Origin of the sequence: Flavobacterium nackdongense (genome assembly GCF_004355225.1) — a bacterium.
Classification (GTDB): Bacteria; Bacteroidota; Bacteroidia; order Flavobacteriales; family Flavobacteriaceae; genus Flavobacterium; species Flavobacterium nackdongense.
In genome coordinates this window covers 2443450-2464336 of record NZ_CP037933.1, presented here as the reverse complement: position 1 = coordinate 2464336, position 20887 = coordinate 2443450, and the positions used below count along the sequence as shown (strand labels likewise).

The window sequence follows — 20887 nt, the reverse complement described above, 5'->3', positions numbered from 1 at the left end:
TTATTTGTCTCAATAAAAACAAATTGTAATGAAAAAATTATTGCTATCCCTACTGCTACTCACCATAACTACCAGTTTTAGTCAAGAGTTAAACCTACCCGTTGCCACTCAATATTTGGCAGACAATCCATTTGTGATTTCGCCGACTTTTGCCGGCATAGGAGATAATTTTAGAATTCGAGCCAACGGGATGAAGCAGTGGGTGGGAGTTAAGGATTCGCCCCAAAATCAATCGGTTTATGCTGATTTCAGAATAGCCGATCAATCGGGGGTGGGTGCCTCATTTTACAATGATCAAAACGGCTATACGAGTCAAACAGGTGCCAAATTCTCTTTTGCGCATCATATCATTTTAGAATATTACTCTAGGCAATATTTGTCTTTTGGAATATCTTTTAATATCAATAATTTTAAAATTGATGTTAGCCAATTGGTCCCAAACACCTACGATCCAAACCTCAAAGACGATAGATTTACATCAAATAAAAACTTCGATGTTAGTTTCTTATATCGAAACAAAGAATTTTATTTGAGTTTTAATGCCGCGAATATTTTGGATAAAAACATTGATAATTTTTCGGGAATAAAGATTGAGCCTAGTACACTACGCAATTATCAATTGTATTCGGGATATGTAATTAAGACCCAAAATTGGACTGAATTGGAGCCTTCTGTTTTCTTTCAATATTACGAAAGCGATCGCCGTTCCAGCACCGATATTAACGTAAAATATAGAAAATACAACAACAACAATGATTATTATTGGGGGGGAATTACCTATCGTTTTTTAAATGATCAAATTCTTGCTCCCTTGACCGTAGGGCCTATGGCTGGATTTAAAAAGTCAGGCTTTTATTTTGGATATTCCTATCAAGTTACCTTAAATGAATTGGCAGGGTACAACTCCGGGACCCATATGGTTACGGTAGGTTTCGATTTTCTTGCTAACATTAGTAATTGTCCTTGTGCCCAAAGTCCGGTTCACGATTAATTTTGATTCAATTGCTGCATCAAAGCCAATTCCGTATCCAACTTGATTAATCCCCTTCTGGGTCGATCTAAGTCCAAGGTAATGTAGATTACAACACAAATTAAAAAGCAAAATCCAAAGATATATTTGCGATTAATTTTTTTCTCTAGTCCTGAATTATAGCCCATAAAAAAAGAAATAATTACCGAAAAAATCAACGATAAATACACAATGGTTTCGGGAACTTTCGAATTCAAGACCATATTCGATTTGGCTGCGCTATCGAGCATCTGATTTAATGCAGGCAACATCATATTCGATTGAATAAAATAGTCTTTGTCTTTGGCGTAAAACGCGGCTCTTTTCCAAAGTTTATCGCCAGCAAGCGCCGCTTCTTTCAAAGATGCAGCGAGTTTGGCTTCGTCATTGTCTAAAAGATAATACTCTTTGCGGGATTTCAAATACGACTGAAAGTCTTTTTGGAATTCAACCTTAATGCTATCGGGGTAAATATCCGAGCGTAAAACGGCTGTTCCAATACAGTTGGCTTCATCAATTAAATTGTCTTTTCTGTTTTCGTATCGGGAACCCGCCATCGCAAAGGTAAACCCTAAAATCAAGGCCAATAATCCTAACAAAGACGAGGAAATTTCAGCATTTTTATTATCTGATTTTGTTTTTCGTAACCCAATTCGATAGCCTGTACCCACAGCGATGAGCATCGAAAAAAACAAAATTAACACAATTATACCGGCATCGATATCATTTAAGAAAGAGTGAATCATAAGGTTGATAGTAAAAGAGGTTTGTGAAAAATTAAAACATAAAGATAAGCGTTTTAGCTTAAAATCAAATACGCAAATTTTTTTTAAATATATAACGTTTTCGCTAATAGACCTTGGCAATTTTTAAAAGATTCTTATTTTTTAGTTCCTGAAAAGTTATATCTTTGTTTTTCTTTCAAAATAATTAAATAGTAATAAAAATAATTTCTAATGAAAACAATAAACGATTTCAATTTCAAGAACAAAAAAGCCATAATTCGCGTTGATTTTAATGTGCCTTTGGATGAAAATTTCAATGTAACCGATGCCACTCGAATCGAAGCCGCAAAACCAACCATCGATAAAATCCTTGCCGATGGCGGAAGTGTTATTTTAATGTCGCATTTGGGAAGACCAAAAGGAGTAGAAAGAAAATATTCATTGGGCCATATCGTAAAAAAAGCAACTGAAATTTTAGGTCAGGTAGTATACTTTTCGCCTGATTGTATCGGAAAAGAAGCTGAAAAAGCTGTAGCAAATTTGCAGCCGGGACAAATTTTATTATTAGAAAACCTCCGTTTTTATAATGAAGAAGAGGCGGGAGATGTTGATTTTGCCAAAGAATTAGCCTCGTTTGGTGATATTTATGTCAATGATGCCTTTGGAACAGCCCATAGAGCGCACGCTTCGACAACCATCATTGCGCAGTTTTTCCCAGTTGAAAAATGTTTTGGATTGTTGTTGGCTAAAGAAATCGAAAGCTTAAACAAAGTTTTAAAAGATTCTCAAAAACCAGTAACCGCAGTTCTTGGAGGTTCTAAAGTGTCTTCTAAAATTACTGTAATCGAAAATATTTTGGACAAAGTTGATCATATGATTATTGGCGGAGGAATGACTTTTACTTTCGTTAAAGCCTTGGGCGGAAAAGTAGGCAATTCTATTTGCGAAGACGACAAACAAGAATTGGCTCTAGAAATCTTGAGATTAGCCAAAGAAAAAGGGGTTCAAATTCACATTCCCGTAGATGTCGTTGCCGCCGATGATTTTTCAAATGATGCCAATACACAAATAGTAGATGTTCGCGAAATTCCAGATGGATGGGAAGGATTAGATGCAGGACCAAAATCCTTAGAAAACTTCAAAAAAGTAATCTTAGCATCGAAAACGATTCTATGGAATGGACCTTTAGGGGTTTTCGAAATGGAAAATTTTGCTAAAGGAACTATCGCACTTGGAGACTATATCGCAGAGGCGACTGCCAATGGAGCTTTCTCACTTGTAGGAGGTGGAGATTCGGTTGCAGCGGTAAAACAATTTGGTTTCGAAGACAAAGTAAGCTATGTTTCTACCGGTGGAGGAGCAATGTTGGAGATGCTAGAAGGTAGGATTTTACCCGGAATTGCTGCTATTTTGGACTAAAAATTGCGTTTTTAACAATATTTAGTGAAATTTATAGTTATAACATATTAAATTTGCAACAAATAATTTTTTATAATTGTTTGTTGCATAATATGTTGATTATAAAATTATGAAGATAAAATATATAGCCCCACTCCTTTTTTTGTTTTTTTCCTTTCAATCGTTTTCGCAAAAGCACTCTGATAACAAATCGATTACAAAAACAGAAACCCAAAATGTCTATTTAGATTCCATCAAAAAAACGTTTGTTAATGACGCTCTTGCGGCTTGTGTTGACAGCCTTTGGTTGAAAGAATTAACAAATATCGATTTGTACACTGACCTTTCTGCCGATATTCAAAACATCAATATCGACGAAAAAGTAGACTACGAATTATCTACCGAATTGCTGAAACAAAGACTTGCAGCAATGGATGCAAAGTCGCCATTCAACATAGAATACAATCCCGGGCTAGAAAACATCATTAAATCCTTTTTGAAAAACAGAAAAAAATCATTCGGTCGATTGATGGCCATTTCAGAATATTATTTTCCTATGTTCGAAGAGGCTTTGGCCAAACAAAATATTCCTTTAGAAATCAAATATTTAGCCATCGTAGAATCGGCTTTAAACCCTAAAGCTGTTTCCAGAATGGGAGCCACTGGGCTGTGGCAGTTTATGTACCACACAGGAAAACAATACCATCTGACTATTGACTCTTATGTCGATGAACGCAGCGATCCCCTAAAATCGAGCGAGGCAGCTGCCAATTATATGGCAACGATGTACGGAATTTTTGGCGATTGGGATTTGGTTTTGGCTTCCTATAATTCCGGCCCGGGTAACGTTACTAAGGCAATTCGTCGTTCGGGTGGACAGCAAAATTATTGGAACATTAGAAAACATCTTCCGCAAGAAACACAGGGTTACGTTCCCGCTTTCCTAGCCACAATGTATATTTATGAGTACCATAAAGAACACGGAATCAAGCCGGACAGAGCCTTGGTTCAGCATTTTGCTACGGATACCATTATGATTAAAAAGCAAATGTCGTTCAAACAAATTTCCGATTTGCTCGATGTTCCCGTGGCAGAATTGCAACTTTTGAATCCGTCTTACAAAAGGAATGAAATTCCATTTTATCAAGATCAGCCTCATTTTTTGAGATTGCCAAAAGACAAAACTTCGCTTTTTGTTTCAAACGAAGACAAAATATATGCTTATGTGCAACGCGAAGCGGATTTTCGTGAAAAACCATTTCAGGTTCAAAAAGCCATTGTTTCGAATGATACTTTAAACTATACCACGCAAAGGGTTACACTTCCGAAAACCAAATATTATACCGTGAAACGCGGCGATAATTTAAGCGAGATTGCAGACAAATACAGTGTTACCGTTTCCGATATCAAAAGATGGAATAAATTAAAAGGAAGCACGGTGTCTCGCGGAAAAAGTTTGAAAATAGTGACCAATGAGACCGTCGTTCAAACAGTTAGAAAGGAGCCGAAAACCAACTCAGCTCCTGTAGAAATAAAAAACACCCAACAACTTGCTAATGCTGAAACAAAAATTAGCAAAGAAGATAAAGCAAACAAAACGATTAAAAACGATACTTTGGCTACAGATGTTGCGACAACTTATGTGGTTCAGAAAGGGGATAACCTAAGCAGTATTGCCAAAAAGAACAACGTTACAGTTGCCGACATCAAAGAGTGGAACCATCTTACAAGCGCATCCATTCAGTTAGGAATGTCGCTTCAAGTTTCAAAAATTGTAGAAGCTCCAAAAGAAGAAATAGCGGCGAATACAAAGACAGAAAATGTAGAATATATCGTTAAAAAAGGAGACAATCTTGGAAATATCGCCAAAAAATTCGGCAGCACTTTAGAGGATTTAAAACTTTGGAACAATTTGAATGACAACAATATTGTCTTAGGCGCTTCGTTGATTGTAGCCAAAAGTGAAGTGGCGATAGAAAAAGATTTGGTTGCCTCCACTTTCAGCAAAAAAGAAAATTTAGTTTCTGTTTCCAAAAGCAAAAACACCGATTATTTAGTCAAAAAAGGAGATTCATTGTATAGTATATCCAAAAAATATCCTGGCGTAAGTATTTCAGATATTAAAAAATGGAACAACATCAACGGGGAAGAACTTAAACCCGGAATGAAACTTAAAATAAACGGATAATACAATAATCTTATCTAACTTTGGGGTTTATTACAATATTGAAAAATAATGAATAAAGCCCATTTTTTATACCTTTTAGTTTCCTTTATCCTTTTTTCTTGCCACAAGAAAGAGGACAATTTGCCCCGAAAAGCCATCGGAAATATCAATACGATTTCCGTAATTATAGACGATCAGTTATGGAATGGCGAGATTGGCGAAAGTATTCGAAGCAAATTCGCTTCTCCCATCATTGGACTGCCTCAAGAGGAGCCACTTTTTACCATAAACCAATATCCTGCTAAACTGCTCGAAGGATTTATGACCGATAGTAGAACCATTATCGTCGTAAAAAAGGGCCTTAAAACCTTTTTTGAAATCAAGAAAAATCAATATGCGGCACCTCAAAATGTGTTTCACATCTCAGGGAAAACTAATGGTGAAATTTTAGAAATCATCGAAAAAAATGCTGCGCACATCATTCAAATCATCAAGGAAACTGAACTTACCGAAAATCAGCGGATTATCAATCAGTCGTTATTGAATACCAAACGTATTACCAACGCTTTTCATATCAACTTAAATGTTCCCAAAGGGTATTTGTATGCGCTTGAAAAACAAAATTTTATTTGGCTAAAAAAGGAAATTATCAGCGGAAATAGCAGTGTTTTGATTTATCAAGTGCCCATAAATTCGATTAAAAACACAGAAAATCTAATTGCCAACATCATAAAAACCCGCGATTCTATTGGTAAATTATATATATTTGGCACTGAACCCGGCTCCCATTTGGTTACTGAAGAAGGCTACTCACCCTATCTTTTTAAAATGCAATTGGATGGCAAACAAACTTATGAAATCCGCGGAACTTGGGAACTCAAAAACGATTTTATGTCTGGCCCATTTGTAAATTATGCCATTGTGGATCAGAAAAACAAGAGAGTATTAATTTTAGAAGGTTTTTGCTATTCGCCTTCGAAAGAAAAAAGAGATTCTATGCACGAGTTAGAGTCTATCATTAAGTCGATTAAAATTTTATAAAAATATGCCAATGAGTCTACAATGGGAAATAAAGGAATTCGAAAGCCTTACGGTCAACGAATTGTACGATATGCTGAGATTAAGAAGTGAAATTTTTGTGGTCGAACAAACTTGTGTTTATTTGGATTTAGACGGAAAAGACAAAAAAGGATTGCATCTTATGGGAAAATTCAAAGGAAAAATCGTGGCTTATTCTCGACTTTTCCAACCTGGAATTTCTTTTGACAATGCTTCAATTGGACGGGTTGTTGTCGATGCTAATTACCGAGACCGGAAATGGGGTCACGAATTAATGCAAAAAGCTATTGCCGGAATCCATAAGCACTTTGGCGAAAGCAAAATCACCATTGGAGCGCAATTGTACCTAAAAAAATTCTACGAAAGCCACGGATTTGTTCAAACCAGCGAAATGTATTTGGAGGATGATATTCCTCATATCGAGATGAAAAGGGAGTAGTTATAATTGGCTTAAGTCTACATTTACAATTTTTGTCATTTCGACCAACGGGAGAAATCACATAAGGAGAGCAACTAATGTGATTTCTCCCGCGTCGAAATGACAACAAAATCACATAATTAATTTTTAACAAATACTGTAAATAATAGAATTAGGCGTCATAATCGAGTAATAAACAATTCTACACGACGATCTTGGGCATCTTCAAGACCAAGCGGAAACTGATTTCCATATCCTTTGTAGGACATTCGATACGGATTGATCCCTTTGGAACGAAAATATAAAAACACCTTTTTGGCTCTGTTTTCGGAAAGATCGCGGTTTTGCGTTTCATTATCTATCGCGTCCTTGTATTTGGCCGAAGTACAACAAACGTGGCCTTTGATTTCGAATCGAACCGTTTTGTGTTTTTTTAAAATGAGAACCGTTTTGTCAAGTTCTTTTTTCGCAGTCGATGAAAGTTCACTTGAGCCCATATCAAATATAATGCGTTCTAGAACAATGTTGTCCCCAACTTTTGGGTTTTCCGGAAAAGCGGTATAAAATATTTTTTTAACAAATATCAAATCGACACGCCGGTTTTTATCACGGAATTCTTTTATATTTTTTTCGGAATTTTTATCCAAATCCACCTTACCTCGACCTTCGCAGATGTAAATTTTGTTTTGAGAAATACCTTTTGACATTAAAAATTGTTGCACAAAATCGACCCGCTTTTTCGATAATTTATCATTATAATCAATCGTTCCCCGATCGTCACAATAACCATAAAGCTGAATAGCCTCGTATTTTGAAAAATCTTTGGTGTTGATTATTGCAGTAATTGGCGCAAGATTATTGGGCGCCAAAGTGTATTTGTCAAATTCAAAATAGACCGATTGCACCGAATTTTCCTGAGCCGATAGAAAGCCAAAACAAAGTAGAATTAGTATTTGTAGGCGGCTGTTCATTACATTTTCAAGATGCTTTTATATTCAGAACTGTTATTCAAAACCGTTGTCGCTTTCTTGATTTCCGAATTGTTTTTTAAATAATATTGGTACAATCCTTCTTGATATTGGTAGCGTTTGATGATTTCGTCAAGAATTAAATTTTTGATTTCTGCTTTGTTTTTATCCAATAAAGTCTCTTCACTTTTTTGGAGCGCCAAGAGGAATTGCTGGTATTCTACTGTAATACTTTCGTCAATTTTTTCTTTTTTGGCTGTAGCCAAAGTGTTTTTCAAAGCCAATTCGGTTTCGGTATCAAAAGTATATTTCTCCGTTTTTAGAAATTGTTTGAAATTTTGAAAATCCGCATCCGAAAAAGTTGGAATTTTTTCTCCAAGAGTAGGATTTTTATAATAATAGCTCGTCACATAATTGAAAATTCCGTCGTTTTTGAGCAAAGCATTTGCAATTGGACTCGTTTTGGTTTCCTCCAATTCAATGTCGGGCTGGATTCCACCACCATCATACACTGTTCTCCCTTTTCGAGTTTTGAATGCGGTATAATTCTTGGCTTCGGTTTTTGTAGCGATTCCATTTTTGTCTTTGTGTGCATAATCTAATGCTTGAATACATCTTCCGGAAGGCGTGTAATAGCGCGAAATGGTCACTTTCAGTTGAGTGCCATAGGTTAAATCTACCGGCCGTTGTACCAAACCTTTTCCGAAACTTCGGCTGCCAATAACGACGGCACGATCTAAATCCTGCAAAGCTCCCGAAACAATTTCCGATGCCGAAGCGCTTTTTCCGTTGACTAAAATGGCCAAAGGAATTTCGGTGTCCACAGGTTCTTTGGTGGTTTTGTAGGTATTGTTGTGTTTCTCGATTCTCGATTTTGTGGTGACAATAATTTCGTTTTTGGGTACAAACAAATTGCAAATATTCACCGCTTCGTTCAGCAGTCCTCCCGGATTTCCTCGCAAATCAAGAACAATTCTTTCGGCTCCTTCTTTCTTCAATTGTTCCAAAGCTTGTTTGGTTTCATAAGAGGCTTTCTGATTGAAACGCGCCAAAACGATATAACCTGTTTTGTCGTCTATTTTGCCAAAAAACGGCACCGATTTAACTTCTACTTCATCCAAAACGATTTGAGCCGTATTGGTTTTGCCTTGTCGAAGGTATTTGACCTCGATTTTGGTGTTTTTGGCACCACGGAAAAGCTGTGAAGCGTCATCCTTGAAGTCGGCAAGAAGAACATCGCCAATTTGAATCACTTCGTCACCCGCTTTGAGACCCGCTTTATCCGCAGGAAAATTTTTATACGGTTCCTTGATGATTAATTTATCGTTTTTTCGAGTAATGACCGAACCAATTCCGGTGTACTCGCCTGTATTGTTGATCTTAAATTTAACTACGTCTTGTTCGTTGAAATAAACCGTGTAGGGATCTAAACTAGCCAACATTCCTTTGATGGATTTGTCCATCAAATCGCCTGGATTGGTCTCATCGACATAGTTTTTGTTCAACTCTTTGAAAAGGGTTGTGAATATTTCGATTTGCTTGGCAATTTCAAAAAAATCGTCTTTGAAACTAACGCCAACAAACAAAAATGCCGAAGCAATCGCCGGAAGAATATATTTTTTTTTGAAAAGAGAAGTCATTTTTATGTCGTTTTTTTCTTAAATCGTTTTCTAATAAAGTACACTGCTGCGGCTAAAATAATCAGAAAAGGCCAAATACTTAATAATCCGATGAAGAAACTTGAAATAGAATTGAAACCAGAACTGATGGCATTCCAAATTTTTGAACCATACGAAATTGTTGCACCAGCTTCATCGGCTACTGTTTTGTAGAATTCGATGGTTATCGTGCTCATCGAAATTTGACTTTGCATATACCGTAATTGTCCTTCTTTGGCTTCGATTTCTTCTCTAATGGCCGAAAGTTGGGCTTCGATTTCCAACATTTCCGAAACCTTGTTTGCTTTTTTCAAAAGTTCAAGATAGCGGGCTTCGAGTACTTTTTTGGCTTTCAAACGGGCATCAATGTCAATGTATTCTTCGGTTACGTCTTGCGATGAAATTTCTTTGTTATCGAAATAAGAAACGCCTTTTGAAATATCACTTAAAAAACCATCGAAATTTTTGCTGGGCACGCGAACGATTATTTTTCTGAAAATCGAGCCATAATCTTTTCCTTCGGTGTCATTTTGAATGATGGCATTGTGTTTTTTCACAGCCGTAATCATTTGGTTGTAAGTTGCCCCTAAATCATTGGTTTCAAATTTAATATCGCCCGTTTTGATGATTTTTTGTTGGATTTTTTCTGCAGCAACTTCATCAGCATTTGCAACAACCGGTTTAACGAATTTTACATGGTCAACATTTGGTGGTGGAGGTGGTGGGACATTTAGGTTTTCATTTACACTAATTTCATCTTTTGCATCTGCGTAAGCGTCAGCAACGATCATCTGGTCTGGAGCCTCCTCCGCTTTTTTACAACTAGAAAATGACACAATAAACACGAATAGGAAGAAAATATTTTTCATAGGATATGATTTAGTATATAATAACGTAAAAATAATGAATATTCGTATGAAAAAACGCTGGTTTATTCCTGATTTTTTAACTGCTGCACAAACTTTTCAAAGAGTTGAATCGTTTTGGTATTGATTTCATCGTAAGTCAATCGCTCCTTGGTTTGGTAAAAAAACATAAAAGCATATTTTTTGTCCAAATTGTCAGTCAGAATGTGTTTGTTCAATCGATAGGTTTCGCGAAGTACCCGCTTGAAATAATTGCGATCTACAGCCTTTTTAAAGTGCTTTTTGGAAACAGAAACACCCATTTTTAGCTTTTGTTCCGTCCCGAATTCTCGGGATTCGGGAATGCCATAATCACTTTCCACAAAAACCAGTCGCAAAGGATATTTGGACACGGATTTGCCTTTGGAAAAAAGCAAATCGATCGTGATTTTGCTTTTAAGCTTTTCGGACTTAGGGTAAGTGAAGTTCATTATTTTTTGAAAAAGGCAATGATTTTAGAAAGCAAAGGTACGATTAAAATGATAGCAGCTTGGAAAAGCAAAATATGATATATTTGAATAATTTCAATTTTTGGATTGCTTTCAAAAAACAGTTTCCGAGGTTTGGGCTAAAACAAATCGCTGTGTGTTCCTGTATTGATAAATAAAAGAGTAAGTTCATTGTCATTTTGTAGCCATATTAAAAGCCAATCGCCTTTGATATGACATTCCCAACAATTTTCATAATTCCCCGACAATTTATGCGGTTTGTATTTTTGGGGTAGAGTTCCTGTTTTTTCTAAAATGGAAACTACTTCAACTAATTTAGAAAGATCGTAACCTCTTTTTTTACAAAGTTTTACTTCTTTGTCAAATTGCCTAGTCGTTTTTACGATGTACATTAATCGTTGAGATTTTTAAAATAGTCAGCGGCACTTTTATGAGTAGTAACACGTCCTTTTTTTACATCTTCCAAAGATAAATCTATAGCCGATTTACGATCGATTGTTTTAAAAACGCCCAATGAAAGGATATAGGCAACTGTCTTTTTTGCTAGAAGGTTACGAGCGTCATAAGATAATGTTATTGTTGCCATAGCAGTAATTTTAGTAGTACAAAGATATAAAATATTTTAAAAATTGATAATTAGATAAAATTAGGTTTTTTAAGTAAGCCAATAATTTTTTTTTTAAATTATTTTTAAAATAGCAAAGGTACAATTAGATCCAAAACCGCATATTTGTTTGGGATTACAATTGAAGGCGAATAAAATTTAGTACTTTTGTGTGTAATTTTTTTTAGCATATGAATACAATTTTGTTATACCCAATAACACTTGTCTATTATTTAGCCTATTTGGTGGTTTTGTGTACAATTCATCCCCTGCAATGGATTGCTTTTAAAGCTTTTGGAGCAAGCGGATTGCAAAAATCGTTCGATTATACTGCCTATTTTACAATGAAATGCACGCATATTTTAGGTACAAGATACACTTTCGAAAACAGAGAATTAATCCCCAAAAACGTACCCATAATATTTGCCGCCAATCATCAAAGTTTGCTGGATACAGCAGGAATTATTTGGTATTTGCGAAAATTTAATGTCGCATTTGTAACCAAAAAAGAATTGGGCAAAGGCATTCCGGCGATTTCTTATAATTTACGTCATAACAACTATGTGCTTATTGACCGAAATAATCCCAAACAAGCCATCCCAAAAATAAAATCTTTAGCGGAATACATCGAAAAAGAAAAACGCTCCGCCGTTATTTTCCCTGAAGGAACCCGAAGCAAAACTGGAGAACCTTTAGAATTTGCCGAAAGCGGAATGAAAATTTTATGCAAATATGCACCTTCAGCCTACGTAGTTCCCATAACCATCAATAATTCTTGGAAAGTATATCAATACGGTTATTTTCCATTGAGTATGGGTCATCATCTTAAATTTACCGTTCACAAACCCCTTAAGGTAAGCGATTATGGCTTCGCTGAAATAATGGAAAAGACCGAAAAAACCATTATTGAATCAATTAAAGTTTAATTTTCACCCAATTTTTATTTTATGATAATCGATTATGGAGCTGGAATGTTGAGTCTTTCGAAAAAACCAGATTCAAAATATATTTCATAATTTCGCCAAAACATTAAAAAAATGCAAAAAATTATATCCTACCCACTGTCATTTATTGCAATTCTGTTGTTCCTATTGACCTTATTGATTTTTCACCCTATTCAGTGGATTTGTTTTAACATATTTGGCTATCAAGCCCACAAAAAAAGTGTGGATTACCTGAATTTTTTCTTGCTTAAAATTGGATATGTTTTGTTTAATAATTTTGAAATCAAAGGAAGAGAAAACATTCCTGCGGGAGTTCCTATTATTTTTGTAGCCAATCATCAAGGGATGTACGATATTATTGGTATGATTTGGTTTTTGAGAAAATTTCATCCAAAATTCGTTAGCAAAGCCGAATTAGGCAAAGGAATTCCAAGTGTTTCGTATAATTTAAGACACGGCGGTTCGGTTCTTATTGATAGAAAAGATCCCAAACAAGCCATTCCGGTGATCAAAGGATTGTCTGAATACATCGAAAAAAACAAACGCTCAGCAGTAATTTTTCCGGAAGGAACCCGCAGCAAAACCGGAAAACCAAAAGAATTTGCACAAAGCGGATTGAAAATATTGTGCAAATATGCCCCTTCTGCCTATGTTGTACCCATTACCATCAATAATTCGTGGAAATTCTTCAGATATGGTGCTTTTCCCTTTGGTTTGGGGAATCACATTGGCTTTACCATACATACTGCATTGGCCGTTAAAGAGTACACTTTTGAGGAAATATCTGAAAAAACCGAAAATGCTATCGTTCAAGGCATAAAACTTTAAAAAAGTGTACATTTGCAAATTCTTGGGTAAATCTGTGGCCTAAAACTCATTAAACCAAAAACAAAAATGTCAATAAAAAACATAAGACTAGAAGTGATGCAATTTCTAGAGAAAAATGTCAGCGCCTACGTTGACCAGTATTTAATTCCAGTTGAAAAGATTTGGCAACCTTCTGATTTTTTGCCTAATTCAGAAAGCGATAATTTCCTTGAAGAAGTAAAGGAACTAAGAGAAATATCCAAAGATTTGCCTTACGACTTTTGGGTTGCAATGGTAGGTGATATGATTACCGAAGAAGCTTTGCCAACCTACGAAAACTGGTTGATGGAAGTGGAAGGGGTAGATAATGAAGCTAGAAATGGGTGGTCTAAATGGGTGCGCCAATGGACCGGTGAAGAAAACCGTCACGGTGATTTATTGAACAAATACCTTTATTTATCGGGTCGTGTGAATATGCGCGAAATCGAAATGACAACGCAACATTTGATCAATGATGGATTCGATATTGGAACCGGAAGAGATCCTTATAAAAACTTTGTGTATACCAGTTTTCAGGAATTGGCGACTTATGTTTCGCACAATCGAGTATCGCAATTGGCCAAAAGTTATGGTGACACCAAATTAGCCAAAATGTGCAAAATGGTCGCAGGTGACGAGATGCGTCATCACTTGGCGTATAGCGAATTTGTGAACCAAATTTTCAAAATTGATCCAAGTGAAATGATGCTTGCTTTTCAATATATGATGAAAGCCAAAATCGTAATGCCAGCGCATTTCTTGAGAGAATCGGGACAAAAAATTAGTTCTGCTTTTGAACATTTCTCAGATTCGGCACAACGAATTGGAGTGTACACCGCCAACGATTATGTGGATATTATGCAAAAGTTGATCGATAAGTGGGAGATCGAAAAAATAGGCAATTTGACCGATGAAGCTGAAAAAGCGAGAGATTATCTGATGAAATTACCAGCTAGAATGGCGAGAATTTCAGAAAGATTGGTCATTCCACAAGAGTCATTTCAATTCAAATGGGTAGAACCTGCGCGATTATAGATTGCAGAATGTAGATTTCAGATTGGTTGGAATGCAAAGTTGATTTTAGGATTAACTTATTTGAAATTGCCATTGCTACTAAAATTGATTAAAATATTGAATTGCTGATTTTTGAATTTAAAACTTTAAAAATCAGCTTTTTTTATAAAAAAACTTGAAATATGGGTTATTCAGAAATAGTCAACAAAACCATCCTTTTTGTAAAGTCAAAGCTGGAAAATGCCGAAGGCGGACACGATTGGTTTCACATTGAACGAGTGTATAAAAACGCCTTGTTAATTGCCGATGGTGAAGTTTGTGATGCTAATGTGGTAAAATTAGGGGCTTTGCTACACGATATTGCCGACAGTAAATTCCATAACGGAGACGAAACTATTGGGCCCAAAATAGCCCGAGAATTTCTTGAAAGTGAAAATGTTGACGAAGCCACGATTCAGCACGTGATTAACATCATAGAAAACGTCTCTTTTAAAGGTGGAAATGCTGAAAAGTTATTCTCTTCTATCGAATTGGATATCGTTCAGGATGCCGACCGTTTGGACGCTATTGGCGCCATTGGCATTGCCAGAGCGTTTAATTATGGAGGTTTCAAGAACAGACCTTTGCACAATCCGAATATTGCTCCAAAACTCAGTATGAGTAAGGAAGAATATAAAAACAGTCAAGCACCAACAATCAATCATTTCTACGAAAAATTATTGTTGCTAAAAGACAAAATGAATACTGAAACTGGAAAACAAATAGCCAAAGAAAGACACCGATATATGGAAGGTTTCCTTTCGCAGTTTTATGCAGAATGGGACGGGGAGAAGTAGGATTTTAGCTTGTAGAATAATGATTGTCGAATTCAGATGTATCTTCACAAAATCAAGAATCTTTATTTATCAACACTAAATCTGAAATCAAAAATCGTTAATCTGAAATCATCAATCAAATTCCTTTTTCCTTCATTTCCAAAATCACATCCGAAGCATTCTTGAAAGTGGGTGCTTGCTCGATAATACTTCCCACGCGTTTTTTGTTGAGTTTGAATGTAAAATCGCCTTCGGTGGTAAATAGAATTGCAGTCAAAAACGGATTGTTCATATACGGAGCCAAAACAAAAAAAGCTTCTTCCAGTGAATGGAAACTTTCTATTTCTTCGGTTTTGTAACGTGCAGTAATAGACATACTAAGGACATCATTGTTCAAAACTGGGCGCACATAAATGTTCTTCAATTCGGTATCGCCAATGGTTTTTGCCAAAGTTAATTTGGCGTAAGTATGGTTTTCGATACTTTCTTTTACTTTTTCCCAGAATTGCGCAAATACAGGTTGGAAGGACATAGGTTGATTTTTTTTAATTTTTAATAATTGATTGTCAATTCAAACCTATTAGGTTTTAAAAACCTCATAGGTTTTGATTCAAATCAGATAATCCCAAAAGTTCTCTTTGTGAATCACTTGAGTTGTTTTTGGATGATACTTTTCGGTAAAAGACTTTGTAAATCGCACTTTCTGATTCGGATTGTATTTGATTTCAAAAGCCTCAATTTCGGTATTTTTTATCTCCAAATAATCAATTTCGGCTTGTTGGGTATTTCTCCAAAAATAAGTGTCTATAAACTGATTTTCATAGCCTAGTTTTTTCTTTCTTTCGCTGATTACAAAGTTTTCCCACAATGCACCAAAATCATCCCTCAACTCAATTGGGTTAAAGTTCTTGATAATTCGATTGCGTAAACCATTATCCCAAAAATATACTTTTCTCCCTTTTTTGAGTTCGTTATCTTGGTTTTGGCTATAGGCATTTAAGCTAAAAACAATAAAGTTTTTCTCCAGAATATCAATGTATTTTTCCACCGTCAATCGGTTTAATCCTAAATCATTGGCTAGAGAATTATAACTAATTTCGCTACCAATTCGGTACGCCAACATTTGTACCAACCGATGTAAAGTCGCAGATTTTTTTACGCCTTCCAAGTTCAGAATGTCTTTATAGAGAAAACCTTCGACCAAATCATTGAGGATTTTTTCTTCTTTTCCTGGATTACTGACCACTTCGGGATAATAGCCATAAACCAAACGATGCGGAACCAATCGGGTTTCTTCGATAAAATTAGAATGTTTGACCATTTCGCCGTAACTCAAAGGAAAAAGCTGTAATTCTTCTTTTCTCCCAACCATCGATTCCTTGGTTTTGTCTGCTAGTTCAAACGCGCTACTTCCAGAGGCGATCACTTGAATTTCGGGATAATTATCGACCATTCGCTTGATGAGTAAACCAATATTGTGAATCATTTGCGCCTCGTCAATAACCAATATTTTACTATCTCCAATTAAGGCTTTTAGCCTGTCGGTAGTGATGTTTTCTAGTAAAAGTTGAGTGTCGGGTTCATCTCCATTGAGCAACAAATAGGATTGGTCCTTAATGGTGTTTTTTATCAAAGAGGTTTTGCCTACTTGTCTTGCGCCAAATACCAAGATTGCTTTTCCTTTAAAAAGATAGCTGTCAATTTCGGTTTGGGAGGTTCTATTTATCATTTTGCACTCATTTACAATGCAAATATATAATAATTTGATATTACAATATCAAAAAAATATAATAATTTGATATTACAATATCAAAAAAGTATAATAATTTGATATTTTAAATTTACAAAGTTACTTTTAAAAGCTGTTTAGTACTTCCTTTTCTTCCTAAAAAGAAAATGGAATTTCCGGATTTAATGCCGTTTGCAACCATAAATGGAACTTCATTTTCGTCATCGTCAAGGATTTTTTGGTATTCGAAATCTCCTTTTTCATTAATTCGGATGAGGTTTACATTTCCAATTCCTTTAAATTGAATTCGATTGTTACTAATTTCTTTAATCTTTTCTTTGGCATTGATAAAGAAAAACACATCGTTAGTCTGATTTAATACCGAAGTATAGGATGTAAAACTAGAGCCGTCACCTGTTTGTCGCTTGTTAATATTTCTAGCCCAAATCAAATCACCTTTAGCACTAAGCTTTATACTAACAATATCGTCTAAATGATTGTAAGTTTGTTCGTAAATACCTCCATAGTTTATACCAACACTCACTCCTCCAAATGTCGTTCCTCCGTAATTGAACCCACCAACATTCGTTCCTCCCATACTAGGCGCACCCATTCCTGCAGAAAAACCTCCGCCACTTGAAGTGGTGTATGCTTCCTCAGCATTTAGGATAATTTCATTTTCTGCAGTTATTAATATATTTTTAAACTTTAAAGATTTTAGCTCCTTATCCTTAACTCTGCCGTACTTGTCCATAAGAAATTGTTCTGTGAATTTGCTAAATTTTGAAAAGCGAACTTCAAGAGTATTGGGGTCAATTTCAAAATAACTAACTCCTCCAAAATATTTGTCTTTTATGTCCGAGTAAAAACCGATACAAACCAATTTTTCTTTAAAAAAAAGGGTTTTCAATGAGCCTACAAATTGGTCACCAATATCAAAGGTTTTAGAAAAATCTTTTTCACCTTCGAATTTTGTTAATTCATATTGATATTTTCCACCTTCAGTTTTGGATTTTGCCTCTTTGGATATGGATTTACTTAGTAGGAAAATGGAATTTCCATCCTTGGACAAATCAATATTTTGAAAAATATACTTGCGATCTGCGACTTTTTTAATAAAAATCCGATCTATTTTTTTTGTTAATTGGTTATCAAATAGAAATAATTTTAAGGCTTCCGAACCAGTACTACTCATAAAATCTATGGCAATAGAAAATGAATTTTCATCAGACATTAGCGCAATTCCACTCGAGGTATCCGAAAAATAGCCATTGTTTTTATTGGCCATTTTTTTATCGTTTTTTTCGTAACAAATATCATTAAGTGAGAAGCTTCCATATTGTTTTAATTCATCACGAGTTAATCTAAATAACTCTTTACTTTCTGGTTTAAAATTATTTTTGCTTATTGAATTTGCATTACATATATAGGCTTTTTGATTTATGTCATAATACATATCAATAATTCTGAAAACAGTTTCCGTCTTAACAATACCCAGAGTGGAGGCATATTTATGTCCGTTGGTATGTGTTATTTGAAAATCGTATTCATTAAGTAGTTTTAGATTACTATCATAATGTTCAAAATAAAAACCTCTATTTGGTGAAATTCCTTTACCGTTATAGGAACGAACAATCAAAAACCCGCCAGTTCCATCTGCTTCAGATAACACAATTTGAGATTCCTTATATTCATCTTTAAACACTTCGCTTTTTTGAATTTTAAAGGGAATTTCTTGAGCAAAACTCGAAATAAACAACAACATAAATAACGACAAACAAATAATTTTTTTCATAAATAACTATAAATATTTTCTTAAACAGAAATGCAACTGAACACTAATCCCGAAGCCTCGGAACTGAACACCGCCAACTTTTTTATTTCCCTGTAAACTCCGCCTTTCTTTTCTCTAAAAAAGCGGTTGTTCCTTCTTTGAAATCATCAGTAGCAAAACAAGCTCCAAAATTTTTGATTTCAACATCAAAGCCATTGACTCCAGAAGTATAATTCGCGTTAACAGCTTCGATAGCTTTAGCAATAGCCACAGGGGAATTTCGCATTATTTTTTGAGCAATTCCCGTGCAGAAGCCAATAAGTTCCGATTGAGGTACGACTTGATTCACTAAGCCGTAATTTTTTGCGGTTTCGGCATCAATCATTCCGGCAGTTAGAATCATTTCCATCGCGCGACCTTTACCAATAAGTTGCGGCAAGCGCTGCGTTCCACCATAACCCGGAATCACGCCAAGTGAAGTTTCCGGTAAACCCATTTTAGCATTATCCGAAGCGATTCTAAAATGACAAGCCATAGCCAATTCTAATCCTCCACCAAGGGCAAAACCATTGATGGCAGCGATTACAGGAGTTTTCATATTTTCTATAAAATCGAATAAAAGTTGTTGCCCTTTTGCCGCTAGTTGTTCTCCTTCTTCAGTAGAAAAATGAGCAAATTCGGCAATATCGGCACCAGCCACAAATGCTTTTTCTCCGCTTCCGGTAATGATAACCACGCGAACATCTGGATTGTTATCAATTAATGCTAAGGTTTCGTGCAATTCTTGAATCGTGGCTTTGTTTAGTGCATTTAACTTATCGGGACGATGGATAAAAATGGTGGCAATGCCTTTTTCCTGTTCTAAAATGATATTTTCTAATGTCATATTGAATTTATTTATTGGTTATTGGAAGCGAAACAGTAAATGTGGTTCCTTTTCCTTTTTGTGATTCAAGGTTAATGGTTCCTTTGTAGTTTTCGATTATATTTTTGATGATACCAAGTCCCAAGCCCATTCCGCTGGATTTGGTGGTGAATTTAGGTTCAAAAATCCGATTGAAATCTGCTGCTGCAATTCCAATTCCATTGTCAGCAACCGTGATGATGACATTGTCGAACACTTTTTTGATATTGACACAAACGGCCTTGTTCTCTTGGTTTTCGGGAAAAGCTTGAATGGCATTTTTGACCAAATTGGTAATGATTCGTATGAGTTGTGTACGGTCTATTTTCGAAATAATTTCTTTTTCTTCGGCCTTAAAATGGATATAATCTTCGTTAAAGATTTCCATAGTCAGTTCGACCACCTCTACCACATTCAAGGTTTCGTCTTGTTGCGCCGGCATCGAAGCAAAGTTCGAAAATGCCGAAGCCACAGAACTCATCGTATCGATTTGCTGAATCAAGGTTTCAGAATAATCGTTGATTTTTTGTTTCAAGTTCGGGTCGTTCGGGTCGAATTTTCGCTGAAAACTTTGCACCGTCAATCGCATTGGCGTCAGCGGATTTTTGATTTCGTGCGCTACTTGTTTGGCCATTTCTTGCCAAGCTTCTTCGCGTTCGCTTTGAGCTAATTTCAAGGCGCTTTCTTCGAGTTCATCGACCATTGCATTATATGCATTAATCAAAAGGTTGATTTCTTTGCTGCTGGCTTCGAGGACGATTTTTTCGTTTTTCTGGTTTAAACTGGTTTCGCTTAATTTGTCCGAAATGGTTTTCAGCGATTTTGTAATGTAAGAAGACAAAAAATAAGCCACTGCAAAAGCCACCAAAAGCATAAAACTATACACTTGCGCCAAACCAATCAAGAAATTTTTAAGTTCTGTTTGGTAATAACTATCGTCCTCGACATAAGGCAAATTCAGGATTCCGAGAGGTTTGAATTTATCGTCTTTTATTAAACTATAGGAAGAACGATTCTTTTTGCCGTCGCTATTTTTAATGTCAACATAGCGTTTTTCAATAGAAGATTGAACTAGTTTTAGAATGTATTTTGGAATGGGTGGAGCTGCAGCGTCGATAGAAAATCTCGATTTCGAAGATTTTAATAAATGCCCATCCAAGTCATAAATGTTGATTTCGAGGTTGTGAATGTCTGATAATTCGTGAATTTTATCTTTGAATATCAGTGCTAAATTATTGGGCGTAAGCGGATAAGTAGTGTTAGTTAGTACGTAATTGATGTTCTCTTTGATGGCTCCTTCTTTGTATTCTAATCGCTCTTGATGGTACTGTTTTGCTTTATTCTTGAATTGAAAAATCGAAATGGATGCCAATAATACTGAAGCTACAATAATCATTACAATCATCGAAAGGAAAATCCTGATTCGCAACGAAAGCATTGATATCTTGAAGTTTTTAAGCATATTTTTTATTTTACCACAAAGACACAAAGAAGGCACAAA

21 protein-coding genes are annotated in these 20887 nt (G+C 35.6%); 9 read left to right on the top strand and 12 right to left on the bottom strand.

The window, feature by feature from the left end:
- Positions 1 to 28: 28 nt before the first annotated feature.
- The gene (locus E1750_RS10545; protein ID WP_133276741.1) at positions 29 to 991 is read left to right on the top strand and encodes a PorP/SprF family type IX secretion system membrane protein; all 963 of its coding nucleotides are present in this window, start codon (positions 29 to 31) and stop codon (positions 989 to 991) included.
- Here the strand turns inward: E1750_RS10545 and E1750_RS10540 are convergent.
- Positions 988 to 1755, bottom strand: coding sequence for a hypothetical protein (locus E1750_RS10540; protein WP_133276740.1), 768 nt, complete (start codon positions 1753 to 1755; stop codon positions 988 to 990). The genes E1750_RS10545 and E1750_RS10540 overlap by 4 nt on opposite strands.
- 210 nt (positions 1756 to 1965) lie before the next feature.
- On the opposite strand from E1750_RS10540, the gene E1750_RS10535 reads away from it, so the two are divergent.
- The 4 genes from E1750_RS10535 (at position 1966) to E1750_RS10520 (ending at position 6797) form a co-directional block, all read left to right on the top strand.
- Complete coding sequence (locus E1750_RS10535) at positions 1966 to 3153, top strand: phosphoglycerate kinase (RefSeq protein WP_133276739.1); 1188 nt, start codon at positions 1966 to 1968, stop codon at positions 3151 to 3153.
- Between the two features lie 109 nt (positions 3154 to 3262).
- Entirely contained in the window at positions 3263 to 5320 is a 2058-nt protein-coding gene (locus E1750_RS10530) for a LysM peptidoglycan-binding domain-containing protein (RefSeq protein ID WP_133276738.1), read from the top strand.
- 48 nt (positions 5321 to 5368) lie between these two features.
- On the top strand, positions 5369 to 6340 hold the full coding sequence (locus E1750_RS10525) for a DUF4837 family protein (protein WP_133276737.1): 972 nt from the start codon (positions 5369 to 5371) through the stop codon (positions 6338 to 6340).
- A 10-nt stretch (positions 6341 to 6350) separates the two neighbouring features.
- Positions 6351 to 6797: a GNAT family N-acetyltransferase gene (locus tag E1750_RS10520; protein WP_133276736.1), complete on the top strand. Its 447-nt coding sequence runs from the start codon at positions 6351 to 6353 to the stop codon at positions 6795 to 6797.
- Between the two features lie 158 nt (positions 6798 to 6955).
- Here E1750_RS10520 and E1750_RS10515 read toward each other — a convergent pair whose 3' ends face one another.
- From E1750_RS10515 to E1750_RS10490, 6 genes are all read right to left on the bottom strand, one after another.
- Positions 6956 to 7747, bottom strand: a complete 792-nt coding sequence (locus E1750_RS10515; protein ID WP_133276735.1) for an OmpA family protein — start codon at positions 7745 to 7747, stop codon at positions 6956 to 6958.
- A complete protein-coding gene (locus tag E1750_RS10510; RefSeq protein ID WP_133276734.1) occupies positions 7747 to 9384 on the bottom strand; it encodes a S41 family peptidase in 1638 nt (545 codons plus the stop codon). Before E1750_RS10510 ends, E1750_RS10515 begins: the two co-directional genes overlap by 1 nt.
- A gap of 2 nt (positions 9385 to 9386) precedes the next feature.
- On the bottom strand, positions 9387 to 10271 hold the full coding sequence (locus E1750_RS10505) for a DUF4349 domain-containing protein (RefSeq protein WP_133276733.1): 885 nt from the start codon (positions 10269 to 10271) through the stop codon (positions 9387 to 9389).
- Positions 10272 to 10333: 62 nt separating this feature from the next.
- A complete protein-coding gene (gene rnpA, locus E1750_RS10500) occupies positions 10334 to 10738 on the bottom strand; it encodes a ribonuclease P protein component (RefSeq protein ID WP_133276732.1) in 405 nt (134 codons plus the stop codon).
- Between the two features lie 137 nt (positions 10739 to 10875).
- Positions 10876 to 11148: a type II toxin-antitoxin system YafQ family toxin gene (locus tag E1750_RS10495; protein WP_133276731.1), complete on the bottom strand. Its 273-nt coding sequence runs from the start codon at positions 11146 to 11148 to the stop codon at positions 10876 to 10878.
- The gene (locus E1750_RS10490; RefSeq protein WP_133276730.1) at positions 11148 to 11342 is read right to left on the bottom strand and encodes a hypothetical protein; all 195 of its coding nucleotides are present in this window, start codon (positions 11340 to 11342) and stop codon (positions 11148 to 11150) included. The genes E1750_RS10495 and E1750_RS10490 overlap by 1 nt, the downstream gene beginning before the upstream one ends.
- 209 nt (positions 11343 to 11551) lie before the next feature.
- On the opposite strand from E1750_RS10490, the gene E1750_RS10485 reads away from it, so the two are divergent.
- The 4 genes from E1750_RS10485 (at position 11552) to E1750_RS10470 (ending at position 15000) form a co-directional block, all read left to right on the top strand.
- Positions 11552 to 12286 (top strand): lysophospholipid acyltransferase family protein, encoded by a 735-nt coding sequence (locus tag E1750_RS10485; protein WP_133276729.1) that lies wholly within the window; start codon positions 11552 to 11554, stop codon positions 12284 to 12286.
- A gap of 111 nt (positions 12287 to 12397) precedes the next feature.
- Positions 12398 to 13132, top strand: a complete 735-nt coding sequence (locus E1750_RS10480; protein WP_133276728.1) for a lysophospholipid acyltransferase family protein — start codon at positions 12398 to 12400, stop codon at positions 13130 to 13132.
- 66 nt (positions 13133 to 13198) lie between these two features.
- Positions 13199 to 14185 carry an acyl-ACP desaturase gene (locus tag E1750_RS10475; protein WP_133276727.1) on the top strand — a complete coding sequence of 329 codons (987 nt, stop codon included), beginning with the start codon at positions 13199 to 13201 and terminating at the stop codon, positions 14183 to 14185.
- Between the two features lie 161 nt (positions 14186 to 14346).
- The gene (locus E1750_RS10470) at positions 14347 to 15000 is read left to right on the top strand and encodes an HD domain-containing protein (RefSeq protein ID WP_133276726.1); all 654 of its coding nucleotides are present in this window, start codon (positions 14347 to 14349) and stop codon (positions 14998 to 15000) included.
- A gap of 115 nt (positions 15001 to 15115) precedes the next feature.
- Here the strand turns inward: E1750_RS10470 and E1750_RS10465 are convergent, their stop codons facing one another.
- The 5 genes from E1750_RS10465 to E1750_RS10445 all read right to left on the bottom strand — a co-directional run bounded on the left by E1750_RS10465 (position 15116) and on the right by E1750_RS10445 (position 20848).
- A complete protein-coding gene (locus tag E1750_RS10465; RefSeq protein ID WP_133276725.1) occupies positions 15116 to 15511 on the bottom strand; it encodes a hypothetical protein in 396 nt (131 codons plus the stop codon).
- A 78-nt stretch (positions 15512 to 15589) separates the two neighbouring features.
- Positions 15590 to 16708, bottom strand: a complete 1119-nt coding sequence (locus E1750_RS10460) for an ATP-binding protein (protein ID WP_133276724.1) — start codon at positions 16706 to 16708, stop codon at positions 15590 to 15592.
- 112 nt (positions 16709 to 16820) lie between these two features.
- Positions 16821 to 18503 (bottom strand): hypothetical protein, encoded by a 1683-nt coding sequence (locus E1750_RS10455; RefSeq protein WP_133276723.1) that lies wholly within the window; start codon positions 18501 to 18503, stop codon positions 16821 to 16823.
- Positions 18504 to 18585: 82 nt separating this feature from the next.
- On the bottom strand, positions 18586 to 19368 hold the full coding sequence (locus tag E1750_RS10450) for an enoyl-CoA hydratase/isomerase family protein (protein WP_133276722.1): 783 nt from the start codon (positions 19366 to 19368) through the stop codon (positions 18586 to 18588).
- Positions 19369 to 19375: 7 nt separating this feature from the next.
- Positions 19376 to 20848 (bottom strand): sensor histidine kinase, encoded by a 1473-nt coding sequence (locus tag E1750_RS10445; protein WP_227873873.1) that lies wholly within the window; start codon positions 20846 to 20848, stop codon positions 19376 to 19378.
- Positions 20849 to 20887 lie beyond the last annotated feature (39 nt).